The sequence below is a fragment of the Sphingomonas aerolata genome, from assembly GCF_023935825.1.
GTDB lineage: Bacteria > Pseudomonadota > Alphaproteobacteria > Sphingomonadales > Sphingomonadaceae > Sphingomonas > Sphingomonas aerolata.
In genome coordinates this window covers 419,825-436,332 of the sequence record NZ_CP098762.1, presented here as the reverse complement: position 1 = coordinate 436,332, position 16,508 = coordinate 419,825, and the positions used below count along the sequence as shown (strand labels likewise).

General features: G+C 66.8%; 16 protein-coding genes. 8 read left to right on the top strand and 8 right to left on the bottom strand.

Annotated elements, in window-relative coordinates; translation table 11 throughout:
• The first annotated feature begins 47 nt into the window (after window positions 1-47).
• Complete coding sequence (locus NEF64_RS02055) at window positions 48-1,439, top strand: M20/M25/M40 family metallo-hydrolase (protein ID WP_414711880.1); 1,392 nt, start codon at window positions 48-50, stop codon at window positions 1,437-1,439.
• Window positions 1,440-1,599: 160 nt separating this feature from the next.
• Here NEF64_RS02055 and NEF64_RS02050 read toward each other — a convergent pair whose 3' ends face one another.
• Window positions 1,600-3,564 carry a potassium transporter Kup gene (locus NEF64_RS02050; protein WP_056406766.1) on the bottom strand — a complete coding sequence of 655 codons (1,965 nt, stop codon included), beginning with the start codon at window positions 3,562-3,564 and terminating at the stop codon, window positions 1,600-1,602.
• 124 nt (window positions 3,565-3,688) lie between these two features.
• Here NEF64_RS02050 and pdeM point away from each other — a divergent pair, with 124 nt between their 5' ends.
• The gene (gene pdeM, locus NEF64_RS02045) at window positions 3,689-4,384 is read left to right on the top strand and encodes a ligase-associated DNA damage response endonuclease PdeM (protein ID WP_056406764.1); all 696 of its coding nucleotides are present in this window, start codon (window positions 3,689-3,691) and stop codon (window positions 4,382-4,384) included.
• A gap of 15 nt (window positions 4,385-4,399) precedes the next feature.
• Here the strand turns inward: pdeM and msrA are convergent, their stop codons facing one another.
• The 4 genes from msrA to pabB all read right to left on the bottom strand — a co-directional run bounded on the left by msrA (window position 4,400) and on the right by pabB (window position 8,504).
• Window positions 4,400-5,059, bottom strand: a complete 660-nt coding sequence (msrA, locus tag NEF64_RS02040) for a peptide-methionine (S)-S-oxide reductase MsrA (protein ID WP_056407405.1) — start codon at window positions 5,057-5,059, stop codon at window positions 4,400-4,402.
• Between the two features lie 84 nt (window positions 5,060-5,143).
• Entirely contained in the window at window positions 5,144-5,293 is a 150-nt protein-coding gene (locus tag NEF64_RS02035) for a hypothetical protein (protein WP_192008216.1), read from the bottom strand.
• Between the two features lie 200 nt (window positions 5,294-5,493).
• Window positions 5,494-6,693 carry a pyridoxal phosphate-dependent aminotransferase gene (locus NEF64_RS02030; protein ID WP_056406762.1) on the bottom strand — a complete coding sequence of 400 codons (1,200 nt, stop codon included), beginning with the start codon at window positions 6,691-6,693 and terminating at the stop codon, window positions 5,494-5,496.
• A 50-nt stretch (window positions 6,694-6,743) separates the two neighbouring features.
• Window positions 6,744-8,504, bottom strand: coding sequence for an aminodeoxychorismate synthase component I (gene pabB, locus NEF64_RS02025; protein ID WP_056406760.1), 1,761 nt, complete (start codon window positions 8,502-8,504; stop codon window positions 6,744-6,746).
• A gap of 80 nt (window positions 8,505-8,584) precedes the next feature.
• Between pabB and NEF64_RS02020 the strand changes: the two genes are divergently transcribed.
• Window positions 8,585-9,253 carry an MBL fold metallo-hydrolase gene (locus NEF64_RS02020; RefSeq protein WP_031394761.1) on the top strand — a complete coding sequence of 223 codons (669 nt, stop codon included), beginning with the start codon at window positions 8,585-8,587 and terminating at the stop codon, window positions 9,251-9,253.
• Between the two features lie 187 nt (window positions 9,254-9,440).
• On the opposite strand, the gene NEF64_RS02015 is transcribed toward NEF64_RS02020, so the two are convergent.
• Both NEF64_RS02015 and NEF64_RS02010 read right to left on the bottom strand, forming a co-directional pair.
• Window positions 9,441-11,060, bottom strand: coding sequence for a M28 family metallopeptidase (locus NEF64_RS02015; RefSeq protein WP_056407404.1), 1,620 nt, complete (start codon window positions 11,058-11,060; stop codon window positions 9,441-9,443).
• A gap of 38 nt (window positions 11,061-11,098) precedes the next feature.
• A complete protein-coding gene (locus tag NEF64_RS02010; protein WP_056406758.1) occupies window positions 11,099-11,542 on the bottom strand; it encodes an MAPEG family protein in 444 nt (147 codons plus the stop codon).
• A gap of 207 nt (window positions 11,543-11,749) precedes the next feature.
• Here NEF64_RS02010 and rpmF point away from each other — a divergent pair, with 207 nt between their 5' ends.
• The 5 genes from rpmF to NEF64_RS01985 all read left to right on the top strand — a co-directional run bounded on the left by rpmF (window position 11,750) and on the right by NEF64_RS01985 (window position 14,712).
• Window positions 11,750-11,929: a 50S ribosomal protein L32 gene (gene rpmF / locus NEF64_RS02005; RefSeq protein WP_031438822.1), complete on the top strand. Its 180-nt coding sequence runs from the start codon at window positions 11,750-11,752 to the stop codon at window positions 11,927-11,929.
• 27 nt (window positions 11,930-11,956) lie between these two features.
• Window positions 11,957-12,985, top strand: coding sequence for a phosphate acyltransferase PlsX (gene plsX, locus NEF64_RS02000; protein ID WP_031395324.1), 1,029 nt, complete (start codon window positions 11,957-11,959; stop codon window positions 12,983-12,985).
• Entirely contained in the window at window positions 12,982-13,950 is a 969-nt protein-coding gene (locus NEF64_RS01995; RefSeq protein WP_056406756.1) for a beta-ketoacyl-ACP synthase III, read from the top strand. The genes plsX and NEF64_RS01995 overlap by 4 nt, the downstream gene beginning before the upstream one ends.
• Before the next feature lie 94 nt (window positions 13,951-14,044).
• Window positions 14,045-14,344, top strand: a complete 300-nt coding sequence (locus tag NEF64_RS01990) for an integration host factor subunit alpha (protein WP_031395326.1) — start codon at window positions 14,045-14,047, stop codon at window positions 14,342-14,344.
• A gap of 8 nt (window positions 14,345-14,352) precedes the next feature.
• Window positions 14,353-14,712: a MerR family transcriptional regulator gene (locus NEF64_RS01985; protein WP_031395327.1), complete on the top strand. Its 360-nt coding sequence runs from the start codon at window positions 14,353-14,355 to the stop codon at window positions 14,710-14,712.
• Window positions 14,713-14,773: 61 nt separating this feature from the next.
• Here NEF64_RS01985 and NEF64_RS01980 read toward each other — a convergent pair whose 3' ends face one another.
• The gene (locus NEF64_RS01980) at window positions 14,774-16,342 is read right to left on the bottom strand and encodes a peptide chain release factor 3 (protein WP_056406754.1); all 1,569 of its coding nucleotides are present in this window, start codon (window positions 16,340-16,342) and stop codon (window positions 14,774-14,776) included.
• Window positions 16,343-16,508: the final 166 nt, after the last annotated feature.

The window sequence follows — 16,508 nt, the reverse complement described above, 5'->3', positions numbered from 1 at the left end:
TGCAATAAACGATCAAGGGGATGACGATGCGCGCTGTAAGCAGGGTGATGGCGGGGATGATGCTGACGGCGAGCGTCGTCACCATGCCCGGTACGGGATTTGCACAAAGCCGCCCCGACCAGAAGGCGTTCTTCGGTCTCTACAAGGAGCTGGTCGAGACCAACACGACGCTGTCCTCGGGCAGCTGCACCCAAGCCGCCGCGCAGATCGGCGCGCGGCTGAAAAGCGCGGGCTATGCCGATGCCGACATCACCTATTTCTCGGTGCCCGAGCATCCCAAGGATGGCGGGCTGGTCGCGGTGCTGAAGGGGTCGGACGCGTCGATCAAGCCGATGCTGCTGCTCGGCCATCTCGACGTCGTCGAGGCCAAGCGCGAGGACTGGGTGCGCGATCCGTTCACGCTGATCGAGGAGGGCGGCTATTATTATGCGCGCGGCACCGTCGACGACAAGGCGCAGGCGGCGATCTGGTCCGACGCGATGATCCGCTTCAAGACGTCGGGCTACACGCCGAAGCGGACGATCAAGCTCGCGCTGACCTGTGGCGAGGAGACGACCTTCGCGTGGAACGGCGCGCAATATCTCGCCGCGAGCAAGCCCGATCTGATCGCCGCGGAATTCGCGTTGAACGAGGGCGGCGGCGGGCGGCTCGACGATACTGGCAAGCGCCAGCTGCTGGCGATCCAGGTCGGTGAAAAGGCCGCGCAGAATTACACCTTCACCGCAACCAATCCCGGCGGGCACAGCTCGCAGCCGACGCCCGACAATGCGATCTACGAACTCGCTGACGCGGTGAAGGCGGTGCAGGGCCATGAATTCCCCGTGACCTTCACCGACACGACGCGCGCCTTCTTCGCCGCGAGCGCAAAGGCGATGCCGGGCACGATGGGCGACGCGATCACGCGGCTGCTCGCCAATCCGCAGGACAAGGCGGCGGATGCGATCGTCAGCCGCGACAAGGCGATGCATTCGACGCTGCGCACCACCTGTGTCGCGACGCTGCTGAGTGCGGGCCATGCCGAAAACGCGCTGCCGCAGCGCGCGACCGCGAATGTGAACTGCCGGATCTTTCCCGGCGAGACGGTCGACGGCACGCTGGCGAAGCTGAAGTCGCTCGCGGGTGCCAAGGTGAGCGTGACCGCGAACCAGCCGGTCCGGCCGACCGCGATCCCGCCGACGCTCGACCCCAAGATCATGGGCCCGGTAACCAAGGTCGCGGCCAAGCACTTCCCCGGACTGCCGATCCTGCCGCTGATGTCGACCGGCGCGACCGACGGGATCTTCTTCGAGGCGATCGGCATCCCGGTTTACGGCGCGCCGGGCGTGTTCATCGACAAGGACATGGGCGGGATCCACGGCCTGAACGAACGGATCCGGATCGCATCGCTCTATGACGGCCGCGACTATCTGTACGATCTGGTCAAGGCGTTCGCGGGATGACCGCTCGTCCCTCTCCCCCCGGGGGAGAGGGAGGGAGGAGCCGCAGGCGACGGAAGGGTGAGGGGCATTGGGATCATCGTCCGTAGCCTCAAGCCCCTTACCCTTCCCACCCGGCTTCGCCGTGCGGGCCCCTTCCCTCTCCCCCTAGGGGAGAGGGAGTCTAGACCGTCACCTGCTCGCCGAGTTCGAGCACCTTGCCCGGCGGGATCCGCAGGAAATCGGTCGGATCGCTCGCGTTGCGCTGCAGGAACATGAAGATCCGGTCCTGCCAGGGCGGCATGCCCTTTTCCGCGTCGGGCTTGAGCGTGTTGCGGCCGATGAAGAACGACGTCCGCATCGGGTCGAGGCCGAGCTGCTCGGTCTTCGCGCCGACACCAAGGTCGCGCGGCACGTCGGGCGATTCCATGAAGCCGTAGGTCAGCACGACGATCGAGAAATTGTCGTCGACCCGCTCGACCTTGGCGCGGCCCGCCTGATCGACGAACGGGCGATCCGCGGTGCGGATGCTGACGATAAGGTTGCGCTCGTGCAGAACCTTATTGTGCTTCAGGTTGTGGAGCAGCGCGCCGGGCGTCGCGTGCGGATTGGCGGTGAGGAACACCGCGGTCCCCGACACACGCTCGGGCGGGCGCTTCTCGAGCGCGGCGGCGAGATCGCTGAGCGGAATGCTCTGCCGCTTCTCGAACGCGCTGACGATCTTCTTGCCGCGCACCCAGGTGAAGATGATCAGCCCGATCGACGCCGCGATCACGAGTGGCACCCAGCCCCCCTCGATCACGCGCAGGATGTTCGCGCCGAAGAAGATCAGGTCGAGCGTGAGGAACGGCAGGATCGCGGCGAGCGCCAGCGGCCGCGACCAGTTCCAGCGGTGGCGCACGACGATATAGGCGAGCAGCGTGGTGACTACCATCGTGCCGGTCACCGCGATACCGTATGCCGCGGCCATCGCCGACGAGGTCTTGAACTGGATCACCAGCACCAGCACGCCGATCAGCAGCAGCCAGTTGATCGCGGGCAGGTAGATCTGCCCGGCGAACACCGCCGATGTCTGGCGGATGCGCAGCCGCGGCAGCAGGCCGAGCTGGATCGCCTGCTGCGTCAGGCTGAACGCGCCGGTGATCACCGCCTGGCTGGCGATCACCGTCGCGAAGCCCGCGAGGATGATCAGCGCGGGGCGCAGTGGTTCGGGCGCCATCAGGAAGAACCAGTCCTGATTGACGAACGGGACGCCCCGACGCGCGGCATCCTCGAGCTGCGACAGCGCGAACGCCCCTTGCCCGAGATAGTTGAGCGCGAGCGCCGGAAAGACCAGGAAGAACCAGCCGATCCGGATCGGCATCTTGCCGAAATGGCCCATGTCCGCGGTCAGCGCTTCCGCTCCGGTGACGGTCAGGAACACCGCGCCAAGCACGAACAGCCCGGTGACGCCGTGGGTCGCGAGAAACGCGATGCCGTAGGTCGGCGAGAAGACGCGGACGATCGAGGGTTCGTCGGCGATATGCCACACGCCCAGCGCACCGATCGCGACGAACCAGACGATGCAGACCGGACCGAACAGCTTCGAGACATGCGCGGTGCCGCGCGACTGGATCACGAACAGGACGATGAGAATCGCGATCGTCAACGCGCGCACCACGCCCTCGTTGAAGATATGCGCCGCGCTCGGGATCGTGCGCAGCCCTTCCATCGCCGAGAGGACGGACAAGGCCGGCGTGATGATCGCGTCGCCGTAGAACAGCGACGCGCCGGCGGCCCCGAGCACGATCGCGATCTTCGACCGGACCCCCAGCGCGCGCCGCGCGAGCGCCGCGAGCGCGAGCACGCCGCCCTCGCCCTGATTGTCCGCGCGCATCAGGAAGATGACGTATTTCACGGTGACGACGAGGAACAGCGACCAGAGCGCGAGGCTGAGTACGCCGAGAATCTCGCTCGGATCGATACCGCCCGCAGCACTCTGGCCGAGCGCTTCGCGGAAGGCATAGAGCGGGCTGGTGCCGATATCGCCGAACACCACGCCGATCGCCCCCACGGTCAGCGCGGCAAGCGCCGGGTGCGGGTGAAGATGCGCCGCCGACAGATCGGTGGACGTTTCAGCGGGCTGGGGTGTTCCGGCGACGGACGACATGGCGCGAAAAGCGCTCCTCCTGATAGGACGGCGCGCTTTACGCCGATTGCAGCCATGCGCAAGTGTTCGACGCTGCGCTGCACAATCGCTTGATTCGAACGTCGACCGACGGCATGGCCACCTGATGGTTCCCTTTTCGTTCGGCGGACACACGCTTTCGGCGCTGGCGGCAGGTGCGGTTTACTGGCCCGCGCGACACGCCTTGCTGGTCGCCGACCTGCATTTCGAGAAGGCGAGCTGGTTCGCCAGCCGCGGCCAGATGCTGCCACCTTATGATTCGATCGCGACCTTGACCGAACTCGCCGCCGTGCTCGACGCGACCGGCGCGACCGAGATCTGGTGTCTCGGCGACAGTTTCCACGACAGCGACGGTTGCGAGCGGCTGCCGCAGCGCGCGCAGGAGATGCTGCGCGCCATGACGCAAAAGACGCACTGGACCTGGATCACGGGCAATCATGACCCGATGATCCTCGACCGGTGCGGTGGCACGGTCGTCGATGAGGCCTGCGTCGATGGCCTGGTGCTGCGCCACGAGGCCGATCCCCGTGAAACCCGACCCGAACTCTCGGGCCATTTCCATCCCAAATTGCGGCTTCGGCTGCGCGGCAAGCAGGTCGCGCGACGGTGTTTCGTCGCGACCGAGACCAAGCTGATCCTGCCGGCCTTCGGATCGCTGACGGGCGGGCTGGACGTCGACCATCCCGAGATCATCCGCGCAGTGGGCACTGGTGCGCAGGCGCTGTTACCGGTCGCGGACCGGATGCTGCGGTTTCCGGTCGCGGCACGACCGGCGGACGCGCGGATCGCCGTGTCAGCCTGACGCGATCAGCCGGCGTTAGCTGGCGATCGTCGGGAAGGCCTTGCGGAACGCCGCGAGCTTGGGCTTGTCCCAGGCGACGATGTAGGGATGCGTCGGGTTCCGGTTGAAAAAGTCCTGATGATAGGCCTCGGCAGGATAGAAGCTGCCGGTTTCGAGCGTCGTGACGATCGGCCGCGCGAACGCCCGCGTCTGGCCGAGTTGTGAGATATAGGCGCGTGCGACCTGCGCCTGCTGCGGGGACTGCGGGAAGATCGCGGAGCGATAGCTGGTGCCGCTGTCGGGACCCTGGCGGTTGCGCTGCGTCGGATCATGCGCGATCGAAAAATAGACGCGCAGCAGCGTGGCGTAGCTCACGACGCGGGGATCATAGCTGATCCGCACCGCCTCGGCATGCCGCGTGGTTTCGCTCGACACCTGCTCATAGCTCGCCGTCGCCTTGGTCCCGCCGGCATAGCCTGCGGTCACGCCCTTGACGCCGCGGACATGCTCGAACACCGCCTCGAGCCCCCAGAAACAGCCACCCGCCAGCACCGCGGTCTGCAAGCCGCCCGTCCGCGGGACGTCGACGGTTGCGGCCGGGATGATGACCGCGCGCTCTGCCTGCGCAGAACCGGTGGCGATGACCGCACCGGCGAGTCCGACGGCGGCGAGCGTTGCGAAAAGGGGCGTGTGCATGTTGATCATGTGGGGCGTCTCGATGACGTTTCCAGCCCCGGCGCGGAATGCCTTTCGGCGACCGATCACCGGGATTCAGCAGGCTCAGCGCTGGGCGGGCGCGGTGTGCACGGGCGCGCCATACACCGGCTGCGTCGCCTCGGCGGGCTGGAACGCAAGGAGACCCAGCGCACCCAGAACAAAACCGCCAGTAAACTGCCAGAGAAAGCTCGACTTGATAAGATTGCGCATCATGCGCTCCTGTTGAAATCAGACTTGGCGTGATCCCGGTGGATCACGTCAGCTACGACCCAGCATGTCGTGGGGATGCCGCGTCTTCACAATGCCGTTTTATGAAACGGTCGATTAACGCGAAGTGGCCAATCCGTTCATCCGCCAGCAGGGTTGCTGGCGGATGTCCGGGCATGTCCGCGATGTTGCCGGGGCGCGCTGGATCAGCGCAGCGCGGCGCAGGCGGTCTGGATCCGCGTGCAGGCCTCGCGCAGCAGCGTGTCCGACGTGGCATAGCTGATCCGGAACGCCGGGCTGAGGCCGAACGCCGCGCCCTGAACGACTGCGACCTTCGCATCGTCGAGCAGATAGCCGACCATCGCCTCGTCGGTGTCGATCAGCCGACCGTTCGGCGTCGACTTGCCGATCAGTGCGGCGAACGACGGATAGACGTAGAACGCCCCCTCGGGCGTCGGGCATTCCATGCCGTCAATGTCGTTCAGCATCGACACGACCAGGTCGCGGCGGCCCTGGAAGGCGGTGTTGCGCTCGGCGAGGAACGACTGGTCGCCGTTCAGTGCGGCGACCGCGGCGGCCTGCGCGATCGAGCACGGGTTCGAGGTCGACTGCGACTGGAGCTTGGCCATCGCCTTGATCAGCCAGCTTGCGCCGCCCGCATAGCCGATCCGCCAGCCGGTCATCGCATAGGCCTTCGAACAGCCATTGACGGTCAGCGTGCGCTCGAACAGCTCGGGGCAGGCCTCGGCGATCGTCGCGAACCTGAAGCCGTCATAGACGATATGCTCGTACATATCGTCGGCGAAGATCCAGACATGCGGGTGCTTCGCGAGCACCGCGCCCAGAGCCTTCAGCTCGTCGATCGTGTAGCCGGCGCCGGTCGGGTTCGACGGCGAGTTGAGGATCACCCACTTGGTCCTGGGCGTGATTGCGGCGTCGAGCGCCTCGGGTGCGAGCTTGTAGCCGACCTCGGGGCCGGCCTTGACGATCACCGGCACACCGCCGGCGAACTGCACGACGTCGGGATAGCTGACCCAATAGGGCGCGGGGATCACGACCTCGTCGCCCGGGTCGATCGTCGCGATTATCGCGTTAAACAGGGTGTGCTTGCCGCCGACGTTCACGCTGATCTGGTCGGTCGCATAGGTCAGGCCGTTGTCGCGCGCGAACTTGGCGGCGATCGCCTGCTTCAGCTCGATCGTGCCGTCGACATTGGTGTATTTCGTCTTGCCGTCGCGAATCGCCTGGATCGCGGCCTCCTTGACGAAGTCGGGCGTGTCGAAATCGGGTTCACCCGCCCCCAGCCCGATCACGTCGACGCCGGCGCGCTTCAGTTCGAGCACACGCGACGTGATCGCGAGGGTCGGCGAAGGGCTGATGCGGCCAAGGGCGGCGGATGCGTGCATGGTGAAACCTCTGCGGTTGACCGCAGCGGCGCCTGCGGAATTCGCGCGGGCTATACGCCGCGATCGCCTGATTTCGCAACCGCAACAACGGCCGGAACGAGCCCGCGCACTGCATTTCCCATACGGAACCCGTTGGCGAGGTCGGCGCGCGTCAACCGTCCCTCGACCGCCTGGCCGCTGGCGAGCAGATCGGCGCGCAGCACGCCGGGGATCAGCGCGCCCGCAGGCGGGGTCACCAGCACCCCGTCGCGCGGCACGAACAGCGAGGTGAAGCTCCCCTCCGTCAGGAAGCCGTCGGGCGCCTCGAACACCACTTCGGTGGTGCCCGCGGCACGCCGCGCGTCGTCGTAAAAGGCGCGGTCGCTGGTCTTGTGGCGCAGCCGGATATCGGCGGGCGCGACGGGCAGCGGGACGATCGCGACCGTCATCTGCGCGGGCGTGACCGGCATCGGACCGACCTGGATCGCGACCGCGCCCGATGCCGCGACGACCAGCCGGATCCGCCGCGGACCGCGCAGCCGGAAGGTCGCCGCCTGCAGCTCGTTCCGAACCGCGTGACGATCGAAGCTGAACCCCAGCGCCGCAGCACTCGCGGTCAGCCGGGCGAGATGCAGTTCGAGCCGCATCACCCCGTGTTCGGGGTCGAACGCCATCGTCTCGATCAGGTCCAGCTTGCGCTGCCCGGCGGTGACGAAGGCCGCCTTGTCCGCGCATTCCTGCCATTCCTGGTCGGCGACGCTGTCCGCGACGATCCCCGAGCCGAGTCCCATCACCGCGTCACCGTCGCGCACCGTCAGCGTGCGGATCGCGACGTTGAGCGCGGCGTCGCCACTCGGATCGAACCGGCCGATTGCGCCGGTATAGAGGCCGCGGGGGCGGGCCTGCTCGACCTCTGCGATGACCTCCATCGCGCGTTGCTTGGGTGCGCCGGTGATCGAACCGCAGGGGAACAGCGCGGCGAGCACATCGATCGCATCGCGGCCGGGGGTCAGCCGCGCGGACACCGTCGACGTCATCTGGTGAACGGTCGGATAGGTCTCCACCGTGAACAGGTCCGGGACCGAGACACCCTGCGCGACCTGCGACAGATCGTTGCGCATCAGGTCGACGATCATCAGATTTTCCGCGCGCTGCTTCGGATCGGCGGCCAGCTCCTGGGCAAGGCGGCGATCGACATCGGGCGTGGCGCCGCGCGGCGCGGTGCCCTTCATCGGCCGACAGGTCAGCCGATCGCCCTCGAGCGTGAAGAACAGTTCGGGCGACAGCGACAGACAGGTTTCGTCGCCCGTGTCGATCAGCGCGCCATAGCCTGCACGCGCCTGGCGTCTGAGGCGGGCATAGAGCGCGCGGGGATCGCCGATGAACGGCACGGTCGCGGCAAAGGTCAGATTGGCCTGATAGATGTCGCCCGCCGCGATCAGCGCGAGCAGCCGTGCGATTCGCGTATCATAGGCCTCGCGGTCGATCTGCGGCTGCGGCGGCCCGACCCAGATTCCGGCAGGATCGGGCAATAGCGCGGGCAGCGCCGCCGCGGGGATCGTCTCGTAGCGCTCGAACAGGCCGAACCACAGCAACGGGCCGTCCGGCGGGCCGGTATCGACCGCACGCGACGCGAACGTCATCCCCGCTTCGTAGGCCAGCATCCCCGCGGCATGCAGCCCCTCGGCCAGTCCGCGACGGATCTCCGCAAGCGCGGGTTGCACGGCATCGGGGGTGTCCGCGCGAACGACCCGGACAGGCCGATCGTACAGGCGCGCGGGGGCCCCCGCCTCCCGGGCATCATCAAGCAGCACGAAGGGCGCAGTCCACATCGTGCCGACTGATGCACGGGGCGACAGGCAAACCGCAAGCGGCGATTGCCCGAAACCGCCCGCCGCCCTATTTTGCCGGAATGACAAAGACCTCCCTGCCGCCGCTGCGTGCCGCGATCATCCCCGTCACGCCGATCCAGCAGAACTGCACGTTGCTGTGGTGTACTGCGACGATGAAGGCGGCGGTGGTCGATCCCGGCGGCGACCTGCCGCGAATCAAGGCGGCGATCGCGGAAGCGGGCGTGACCGTCGAGAAGATCCTGCTGACGCACGGGCATATCGACCATGCCGGCGAGGCGAAGGCGCTGGCCGACGATCTGGCGGTGCCGATCGAGGGGCCGCACGAGGCAGACCGCTTCTGGCTCCAGCGGCTCGACCAGGACGGGCCGAAATACGGGATCGCCGGCGTCAATTTCGAACCCGACCGGTGGCTGGTCGAGGGCGACCGGGTGTCGGTCGGCGATCTCGTCCTCGATGTCTACGAAACGCCGGGGCACACCGAAGGCCATGTGATCTTCCATCACGCGCCATCGAAATTCGCGCAGGTCGGCGACGTGCTGTTCCAGGGATCGGTCGGACGATCGGACATGCCCGGCGGCAATCACCGGGTGCTGCTGTCGTCGATCGTCGAAAAGCTGTGGCCGCTGGGCAGCGACACGAGCTTCATCCCGGGGCACGGCCCGGCGAGCACGTTCGCGCATGAGCGCGCGACCAACCTGTTCGTGAGCGATCGAGCGCTGGCGGCGTAGGTCCTGGTTCTCCCGCGGACGCGGGAGAACACCGGGAAGCAGATGTCCAACGCGCCAATCACCCCACCCCGGCGAAGGCCGGGGCCCAGTTGGGGGACCAAGATTGGCGGAGGTAGCGCGCCGTTACTGCAACCTTCCCAACTGGACCCCGGCCTTCGCCGGGGTGGTAGCGAATGTGGGTTGAGTCCTACTTCCGCTCCCCCGCGCTTTCAGCCCGAACCGACTTGAACTCCGATTCGTCGCGCCACTCCGGCCAGAGCCGGCTGTTCGCCAGCTTCGTGCCGATCGTCTGGAACAGACCGACATCCTGCGCCGCGCCGCGCAGATCCCAGTCCGCACTCCACGCGTCGCACGTCTGGTGATAGCATTTCATATAGCCGTCGAGCCACGCCTGCCCCGCCGGGCGACCACCGGTCACGAGGTCGGACGCGCCGCTGATCGCCATCAGCAACAGCGTCGGCACGCCGCGCCGCGCGACCGAGAAATGATCCGCGCGGTAGAACAGCCCCCGTTCGGGGAGGGCTTCGGGGGTCACTACCCGGCCCTGCGCCTTCGCGGCATCGCCCAGCATGTCCTCGAGGCTGTTCTGGCCCGCGCCGACCAGCAGGACGTCGCGCGCAGGCCCCGCCGTCTGGAGAATGTCGAGCGTCAGGTTGGCGACCGTCTTCGCCGCGGGATAGACCGGCCTCACCGCATAGGTTTCCGACCCGAGCAGCCCCCGCTCCTCCCCGCTCCACAATGCGAAGACGAGGCTGCGGTCGGTGCGCGGCGCGGCGGCAAAGCGGCGGGCGAGGCCAAGCACGCCCGCGACGCCGAGCGCGTCGTCATTGGCACCCGGGCGGATCGTGCGCCCCTGCGCATCGGGCGCGCCGACGCCATACGCATCCCAGTGCGCCTCGAACATCACCACTTCGTCGGGACGGGTCTTGCCGGGCAGCATCGCCAGCACGTTGCGGCTCTCCGCCGTGTCATGACGAACGGGAAGGTCGGTCGTGAACCGCTGCTTCAGCGCGACGGGGCGGAAATCGCTGCGCCGCGCGGCCTTGCGCAACGTGGCGAGGTCCTGACCGGAGGCGGCAAAGAGCCGGGTCGCGGCGGCCCCTTCGATCCACCCCTGCAGCAGCACGCGCGAGGCCGGATCCTCGCGCACGATGTCGTAATTCTCGCCCGCGGGTGCGGTGACCGTCGCCCAGCCATAGCCGGCACCCGGCGTGTCGTGGACGATCAGCGCCCCCACCGCGCCGCGCCGTGCGGCCTCCTCGAACTTGTAGGTCCAGCGTCCATAATAGGTCATGCGCCGATCGCCGAACCGGCCCTTCGCATCATCGCCCGCCACCGCCTCGAAATCGGGGTCGTTGACCAGGAAGACCGCGACCTTGCCCTTGAGGTCGAGACCCTTGAAGTCGTCCCAGCCGCGTTCAGGGGCGGTGACGCCGTAGCCAACAAAGACCATCGGCGCGTCGGCGATCGCGACGCGGTCGACCCCGCGCACCGTGCTGAGATAGACGTCGCGGCCCTGGACCAGTGGCGTTGCCCCGGCGCGCACGCTGCCCTGCCCCAGCCGCGTGTGGACCAGCGGCACCGCCTGCGTCCAGCTGCCGTCCGGCCCGCCCGGCGACAGCTTCATCGCCTTGAACTGCGCGATGAGCCAGTCGATCGTCCTGGTTTCGCCTGCGGTTCCCGGTGCCCGCCCCTCGAACGCGTCCGACGCCAGCGTCCTGACATCGGCGGACAGGCGCTCGGGCGAGATGGCGTCCCGCGCCGGGCCGTCCTTCGCGAGGCCGGGCGTCGCGACCGCGAGCAGCATCGGCGTGGCGAGGAGGGCGGCGACATTCCGGACGATGCTCATGCGCGACCCTCGATCGGTGCGGTCTGGAACGTCGTGACCGACGGCGTGGCACCGGCCTGATAGGCGATCGCGAGGGCCCAGCCCGCGAGCAGCGCCATCAGCGCCCAGGTTGCGAGTGCGCCACCCGCGCGCGGCAGGTTCGACGTCGTCTTGTCCATGCCGAAGGCGTGCGCGATTCGCGCGACGACGAAAACGACTCCGGCGATCCACAACCAGCGGGGTGATCCGCCACCCAGTTCGATCAGCGCGAACAGGATCAGGATGAAGGGCGCATATTCGACGAAATTCGCCTGCGCGCGCATCCGCCCCTGCAGGACCGGATTGCCATTGTCGCCCAGCAGGACATTGTCCTTGAGGCGAGTCGGCACGATGCGGAAGGCCAGCCAGAGATTGATGACCGCGGCCGCAGCAGCGATCGTCAGGGTTACGGGCAGGATCATGCAGCTTATTCCTCGATGTTTCCGGTGTGCGCGGGTCGTGCCACTGTGCCACCATGCTTGCAACGCAGGCGATTATCGCTATAGCGCCACGCTTCGCGATGCGTCAGGCCGTATGGTAGCTCACGCGGCCGACCTTAACAGTCGGTTGCCGACTCCTTCGTCCGGGCCTATCGGAGCCCCGACCTTTATAAAGAACAAGGTGCCGAAATGGCCGTCCCCAAGAGAAAAACCTCGCCCTCCAAGCGCGGCATGCGCCGTGGCCACGATTCGCTGACGATCGCGGCATTTCAGGAGTGCCCGAACTGTGGCGAACTCAAGCGCCCGCACAACCTCTGCACGTCTTGCGGCCATTACAACGGTCGCGAAATCCTTTCGGTCGAGGGCTGAGCCCTTACCTGAGCGAAGGACGTGAGCATGCCCGACAGCGCCTGGATCGCCGTCGATGCGATGGGTGGCGATGACGGGCTGGCGGTAATGCTGGCGGGTGTCGCGCGTGCGCGACGCCAGTTTGACGGCATGCATTTCCTGCTGGTCGGTGACGAAACCGCGATTCGCGACGGGCTGAAAGCCCATCCGAATCTCGAACTCAACTCCGAGATCGTCCACGCCCCCGAGGTGGTTGGCTCGAGCGACAAGCCGAGCCAGGCGATTCGTCGCGCCAAGACGACATCGATGGGCATCGCCATCGATCTCGTCAAAAAGGGGCGTGCCGCAGCCGCGGTCTCGAGCGGCAATACCGGCGCGCTGATGGCGATGGCGAAGCTGTCGCTCAGGACCCTGCCGGGCATTGATCGGCCCGCGCTCGCCGCGCGCCTTCCGACGCTTGGCGACACCGACATGGTGATGCTCGACCTTGGTGCGAATACCGAGTGCGACGCGCGCAACCTCGTCCAGTTCGCGATCATGGGCGGCGCCTATGCACGGACCGCGCTCGACATCGCGCATCCGCGTGTCGCGCTGCTCAATATCGGCAGCGAGGACATGAAGGGCACCGACGAGATTCGCGAAGCCGCCGCCATGCTGCGCGCGACGCCCAAGCTCGACATGGATTTCACCGGCTTCATCGAAGGCGACCGGCTGTCGCGCGGCGATGTCGACGTCGTCGTGTGTGACGGCTTTTCGGGCAATATCGCGCTCAAGACCGCCGAGGGCACCGCGCGATTCGTCGCCGACCTGCTCAAGCGCGCGTTCCGCAGCTCGGTCCGGTCGAAGCTCGGCTTCCTGATTTCGAAGCCCGCGACCGAATTGCTGCGCGATCATCTCGATCCCAATAATCACAACGGCGCGGTGTTTCTCGGGCTCAACGGCATCGTCGTCAAAAGCCATGGCGGCGCCAATGAGCGCGGCGTGGCGACGGCGATCGGCAATGCCGCCAAGATGGTGAGAAACGACCTCGTCCGCCGGATCAGCGACGATCTGGGCAACGTCAAGGAAGCCGCATGATCCGTTCGGTCATTACCGGCACCGGATCGGCCCTGCCGGTCCGCCGCGTCTCGAATGCGCAGCTGGCGGAACAGGTCGACACCAGCGACGAATGGATCGTCGAGCGCACCGGCATCCGATTCCGCCATATCGCCGGCGAAGGCGAGACGACCGCGACTCTGGCGGCGGATGCCTGCCGCGCGGCTCTCGCTGCAGCAGGCGTAGACGCGCAGGACGTCGACCTGATCGTGCTCGCCACCGCGACGCCCGACCAGACCTTCCCCGCCAGCGCGACCAAGGTGCAGGCGATGCTCGGGATCGACGACTGCGTCGCGTTCGACGTCGCCGCCGTGTGTTCGGGCTTTCTCTACGCGGTTCAGGTCGTCGACAGCATGATTCGCAGCGGCGTCGCCAAGCGCGCGCTGGTGATCGGCGCCGAGACGTTCAGCCGGATCCTCGACTGGGAGGATCGCACGACCTGCGTCCTGTTCGGCGACGGTGCGGGCGCGATCGTGCTCGAGGCGCAGGACACCGCCGATGCGGACGGTCGCGGGATCCTGACCACCAAGCTGCATGCCGACGGGCGACACAACCAGCTTCTCTATGTCGATGGCGGCGTCTCGACGACCGGGACGGTCGGCAAGCTCAGGATGAAGGGCCGCGAGGTGTTTCGTCACGCAGTGACCAACCTCGCCGCCGTCATGACCGAATCGCTGGCGATGGCGGGCCTGTCCGCGGACCAGGTCGACTGGGTCGTGCCACACCAGGCGAATGCCCGGATCCTCGACGCGACCGCGCGCAAGCTGGGCCTTGCCCCCGAGCGTGTCGTCGTCACCGTCGACCAGCATGCCAACACCTCCGCGGCGTCGGTACCGCTCGCGCTCGACGTGGCGGTCCGTGACGGACGGATCCAGCAGGGCCAGATCGTCGTGCTCGAGGCGATGGGTGGCGGCTTTACTTGGGGTGCGGCGGTCATCCGCTTCTAAACGCAACTGAAAGCCAGTTGCAATTTGTCCGATAAAGCTCTTCCGATGATCACGCTGCTTGTGTAGGTACCGCAATGGGTGTGGGAGTTTCGGAATGACAATGACGGGTACGCTGACACGAGCCGATCTAGCCGAATCGCTTCATCGCGAAATCGGACTTTCGCGATCGGATGCTTCAAAAGTCGTCGAACAGATCCTGACCGAGATGTGCGAAGCACTGACCAGCGGGCAGAATGTCAAGATTTCGGGCTTTGGTACGTTCGTCCTGCGCGACAAGGGCGAGCGCATCGGTCGCAACCCCAAGACGGGCGTCGAGGTGCCGATCGCACCGCGCCGCGTGCTGACGTTCCGCGCAAGCCAGATGATGCGCGAACGCATCGTCGGCGCAGGCTGAGGCACGCGATGCCGGACAGTTCCGGCAAGGCCAGTACCGCATTCCGGACCATCGGCGAACTGTCGAACGATACCGGCTTGCCACAGCATATCCTGCGCTATTGGGAAACGCGTTTCCCCCAGCTCCGACCGCTCCAGCGTGCCGGGAATCGGCGCTATTACCGCGTCGAGGACGTCGCGCTGGTGCGCCGGATCGACCAGCTGCTCAATCGCGACGGCTATACCGTGCGCGGCGTCCAGCAGCTGCTGGCCGCCGAAAAGGGCGCACCGCCCGCAGTCGCTCCCGAGATCGTTGCGCCCGCCGAGACGCCGATCACGGCACTGCGCGCGATCCGCGACATGCTCGCCGAGGCCCTGGCCGCGGATTGATCCGCATGCCTGCCGGTTCGTCATCCTCGCGCGGGCGGGGATGACGATCGATGGCGGTCCCTTACCGTTCGCGGGTCGCGGCGAAGCGGATCTTTGAATAGCGGTCGGCGATGTAGTTCACCTCCCACGCGCTTTTGGCGAGGAACACCGGGTTCCCGTCGCGATCCTTCGCCATTGCGCCGCGGTTGATCTCGGCGAAGGTCTTGAGCTCCTGCGGGTCTTCCGCCGATATCCAGCGTGCGGTCTCGTACGGCGCCGGCTCGAGCCCGGCCGCGACCTTGTACTCTGCGTCGAGGCGCGAGAGCAGCACCTCGAGCTGGAGCTGCCCGACGACGCCGATAATCCAGTTCGAGCCGATGTCGGGGTAGAAGACCTGCGTCACCCCCTCCTCGGCCATGTCGTCGAGCGCTTTCCGCAACTGCTTGGTCTTGGTGAAATCCTTCAGCACGACGCGGCGCAGGATTTCAGGGGCGAAGTTCGGCAGGCCGGTGAAGCGGATCGCGGCGCGTTCGCTCAGCGTATCGCCGACGCGCAGCGTGCCGTGGTTGGGGATGCCTATGATGTCGCCCGGAAACGCCTCGTCCGCCAGCTCGCGGTTCTGCGCGAAGAAGAGGATCGGCGAATGGACTGCGATCGGCTTGCCGTGACCTGTGGGGGTCAGCTTCATGCCGCGCTTGAACACGCCCGAGCACAGCCGCATGAACGCGATCCGGTCGCGGTGGTTGGGATCCATGTTTGCCTGCACCTTGAACACGAAGCCGGTGACTTCGCTTTCGTCGGGGGAGATGGGGGCGGGCTCGGCCGGCTGCGCGCGCGGTGGCGGGGCGTAGTCGGCGAGCGCTGCGATCAGCTCGGCGACACCGAAATCCTTGAGTGCCGAGCCGAAATAGACCGGCGTCAGATTGCCTGCGCGATAGGCGTCGGCGTCGAAACTCGAATAGCCGCCCTGCGCGAGTTCGGCTTCGTCGTACAGGCGGATCATCGCTTCGGGGCTGAGGATCTTGGCCAACTCCGGGTCGTCGATGCCGGCGAACGGGATCGCCTTGCCCATGAATTCGCGGCTGTCGCCTTCGGGGCGGCTCAAAGTATTGGCGTAGAGGTCGTATACGCCCTCGAACTCGCCTCCCATGCCGACCGGCCAGCTCATCGGGCAGACGTCGAGCTGGAGCATCTCGGCCACCTCGTCGAGCAGCGAGAACGGGTCGCGCCCCTCGCGGTCGACCTTGTTGACGAAGGTGATGATCGGCACGTTGCGCAGGCGGCAGACCTCGAACAGCTTCCGCGTCTGCGGCTCGATGCCCTTGGCGGCGTCGATCACCATGACGGCCGAGTCGACCGCGGTCAGCGTGCGGTAGGTGTCCTCGGAGAAGTCCTCATGGCCCGGCGTGTCGAGCAGGTTGAAGGTGATTCCCTGGCGTTCGAACGTCATTACCGACGACGTGACCGAGATGCCGCGCTGCTGCTCGATCTTCATCCAGTCGGATCGCGCGCGCCGGTTCTGGCCGCGCGCCTTCACCTCGCCCGCAAGATGGATTGCGCCGCCGAAATAGAGGAGCTTCTCGGTCAGCGTGGTCTTGCCGGCGTCAGGATGCGAGATGATCGCGAAGGTGCGGCGGGGAAATTGGGTCATGGCGTGGATCCGGGGAGCCTGTCTCGGCTCGCAAAGAAGGTTGGGCCGGGAGTCCGGCGGTCATGCTGCCGCTCTTGGCAGATGCGGGGGCCGGAGGACAGGGGGGCCGTAGCAGCGAGACCTACTCCCCTCCCCTTCAGGGGAGGGGCTGGGGGTGGGGTCTCAC

Bases quoted from the DNA above. Each gene is read 5' to 3' on its own strand.
- NEF64_RS02020 (WP_031394761.1), top strand. From the start codon at position 8,585: ATGACAAAGACCTCCCTGCCGCCGCTGCGTGCCGCGATCATCCCCGTC.
- plsX (WP_031395324.1), top strand. From the start codon at position 11,957: ATGCCCGACAGCGCCTGGATCGCCGTCGATGCGATGGGTGGCGATGAC.
- pdeM (WP_056406764.1), top strand. From the start codon at position 3,689: ATGGTTCCCTTTTCGTTCGGCGGACACACGCTTTCGGCGCTGGCGGCA.
- NEF64_RS01980 (WP_056406754.1), bottom strand. From the start codon at position 16,342: ATGACCCAATTTCCCCGCCGCACCTTCGCGATCATCTCGCATCCTGAC.
- NEF64_RS02055 (WP_414711880.1), top strand. From the start codon at position 48: ATGGCGGGGATGATGCTGACGGCGAGCGTCGTCACCATGCCCGGTACG.
- NEF64_RS01990 (WP_031395326.1), top strand. From the start codon at position 14,045: ATGACAATGACGGGTACGCTGACACGAGCCGATCTAGCCGAATCGCTT.
- NEF64_RS02035 (WP_192008216.1), bottom strand. From the start codon at position 5,293: ATGATGCGCAATCTTATCAAGTCGAGCTTTCTCTGGCAGTTTACTGGC.
- msrA (WP_056407405.1), bottom strand. From the start codon at position 5,059: ATGCACACGCCCCTTTTCGCAACGCTCGCCGCCGTCGGACTCGCCGGT.
- NEF64_RS02015 (WP_056407404.1), bottom strand. From the start codon at position 11,060: ATGCTGCTCGCGGTCGCGACGCCCGGCCTCGCGAAGGACGGCCCGGCG.
- rpmF (WP_031438822.1), top strand. From the start codon at position 11,750: ATGGCCGTCCCCAAGAGAAAAACCTCGCCCTCCAAGCGCGGCATGCGC.
- NEF64_RS01995 (WP_056406756.1), top strand. From the start codon at position 12,982: ATGATCCGTTCGGTCATTACCGGCACCGGATCGGCCCTGCCGGTCCGC.
- pabB (WP_056406760.1), bottom strand. From the start codon at position 8,504: ATGTGGACTGCGCCCTTCGTGCTGCTTGATGATGCCCGGGAGGCGGGG.
- NEF64_RS02010 (WP_056406758.1), bottom strand. From the start codon at position 11,542: ATGATCCTGCCCGTAACCCTGACGATCGCTGCTGCGGCCGCGGTCATC.
- NEF64_RS02050 (WP_056406766.1), bottom strand. From the start codon at position 3,564: ATGTCGTCCGTCGCCGGAACACCCCAGCCCGCTGAAACGTCCACCGAT.
- NEF64_RS02030 (WP_056406762.1), bottom strand. From the start codon at position 6,693: ATGCACGCATCCGCCGCCCTTGGCCGCATCAGCCCTTCGCCGACCCTC.
- NEF64_RS01985 (WP_031395327.1), top strand. From the start codon at position 14,353: ATGCCGGACAGTTCCGGCAAGGCCAGTACCGCATTCCGGACCATCGGC.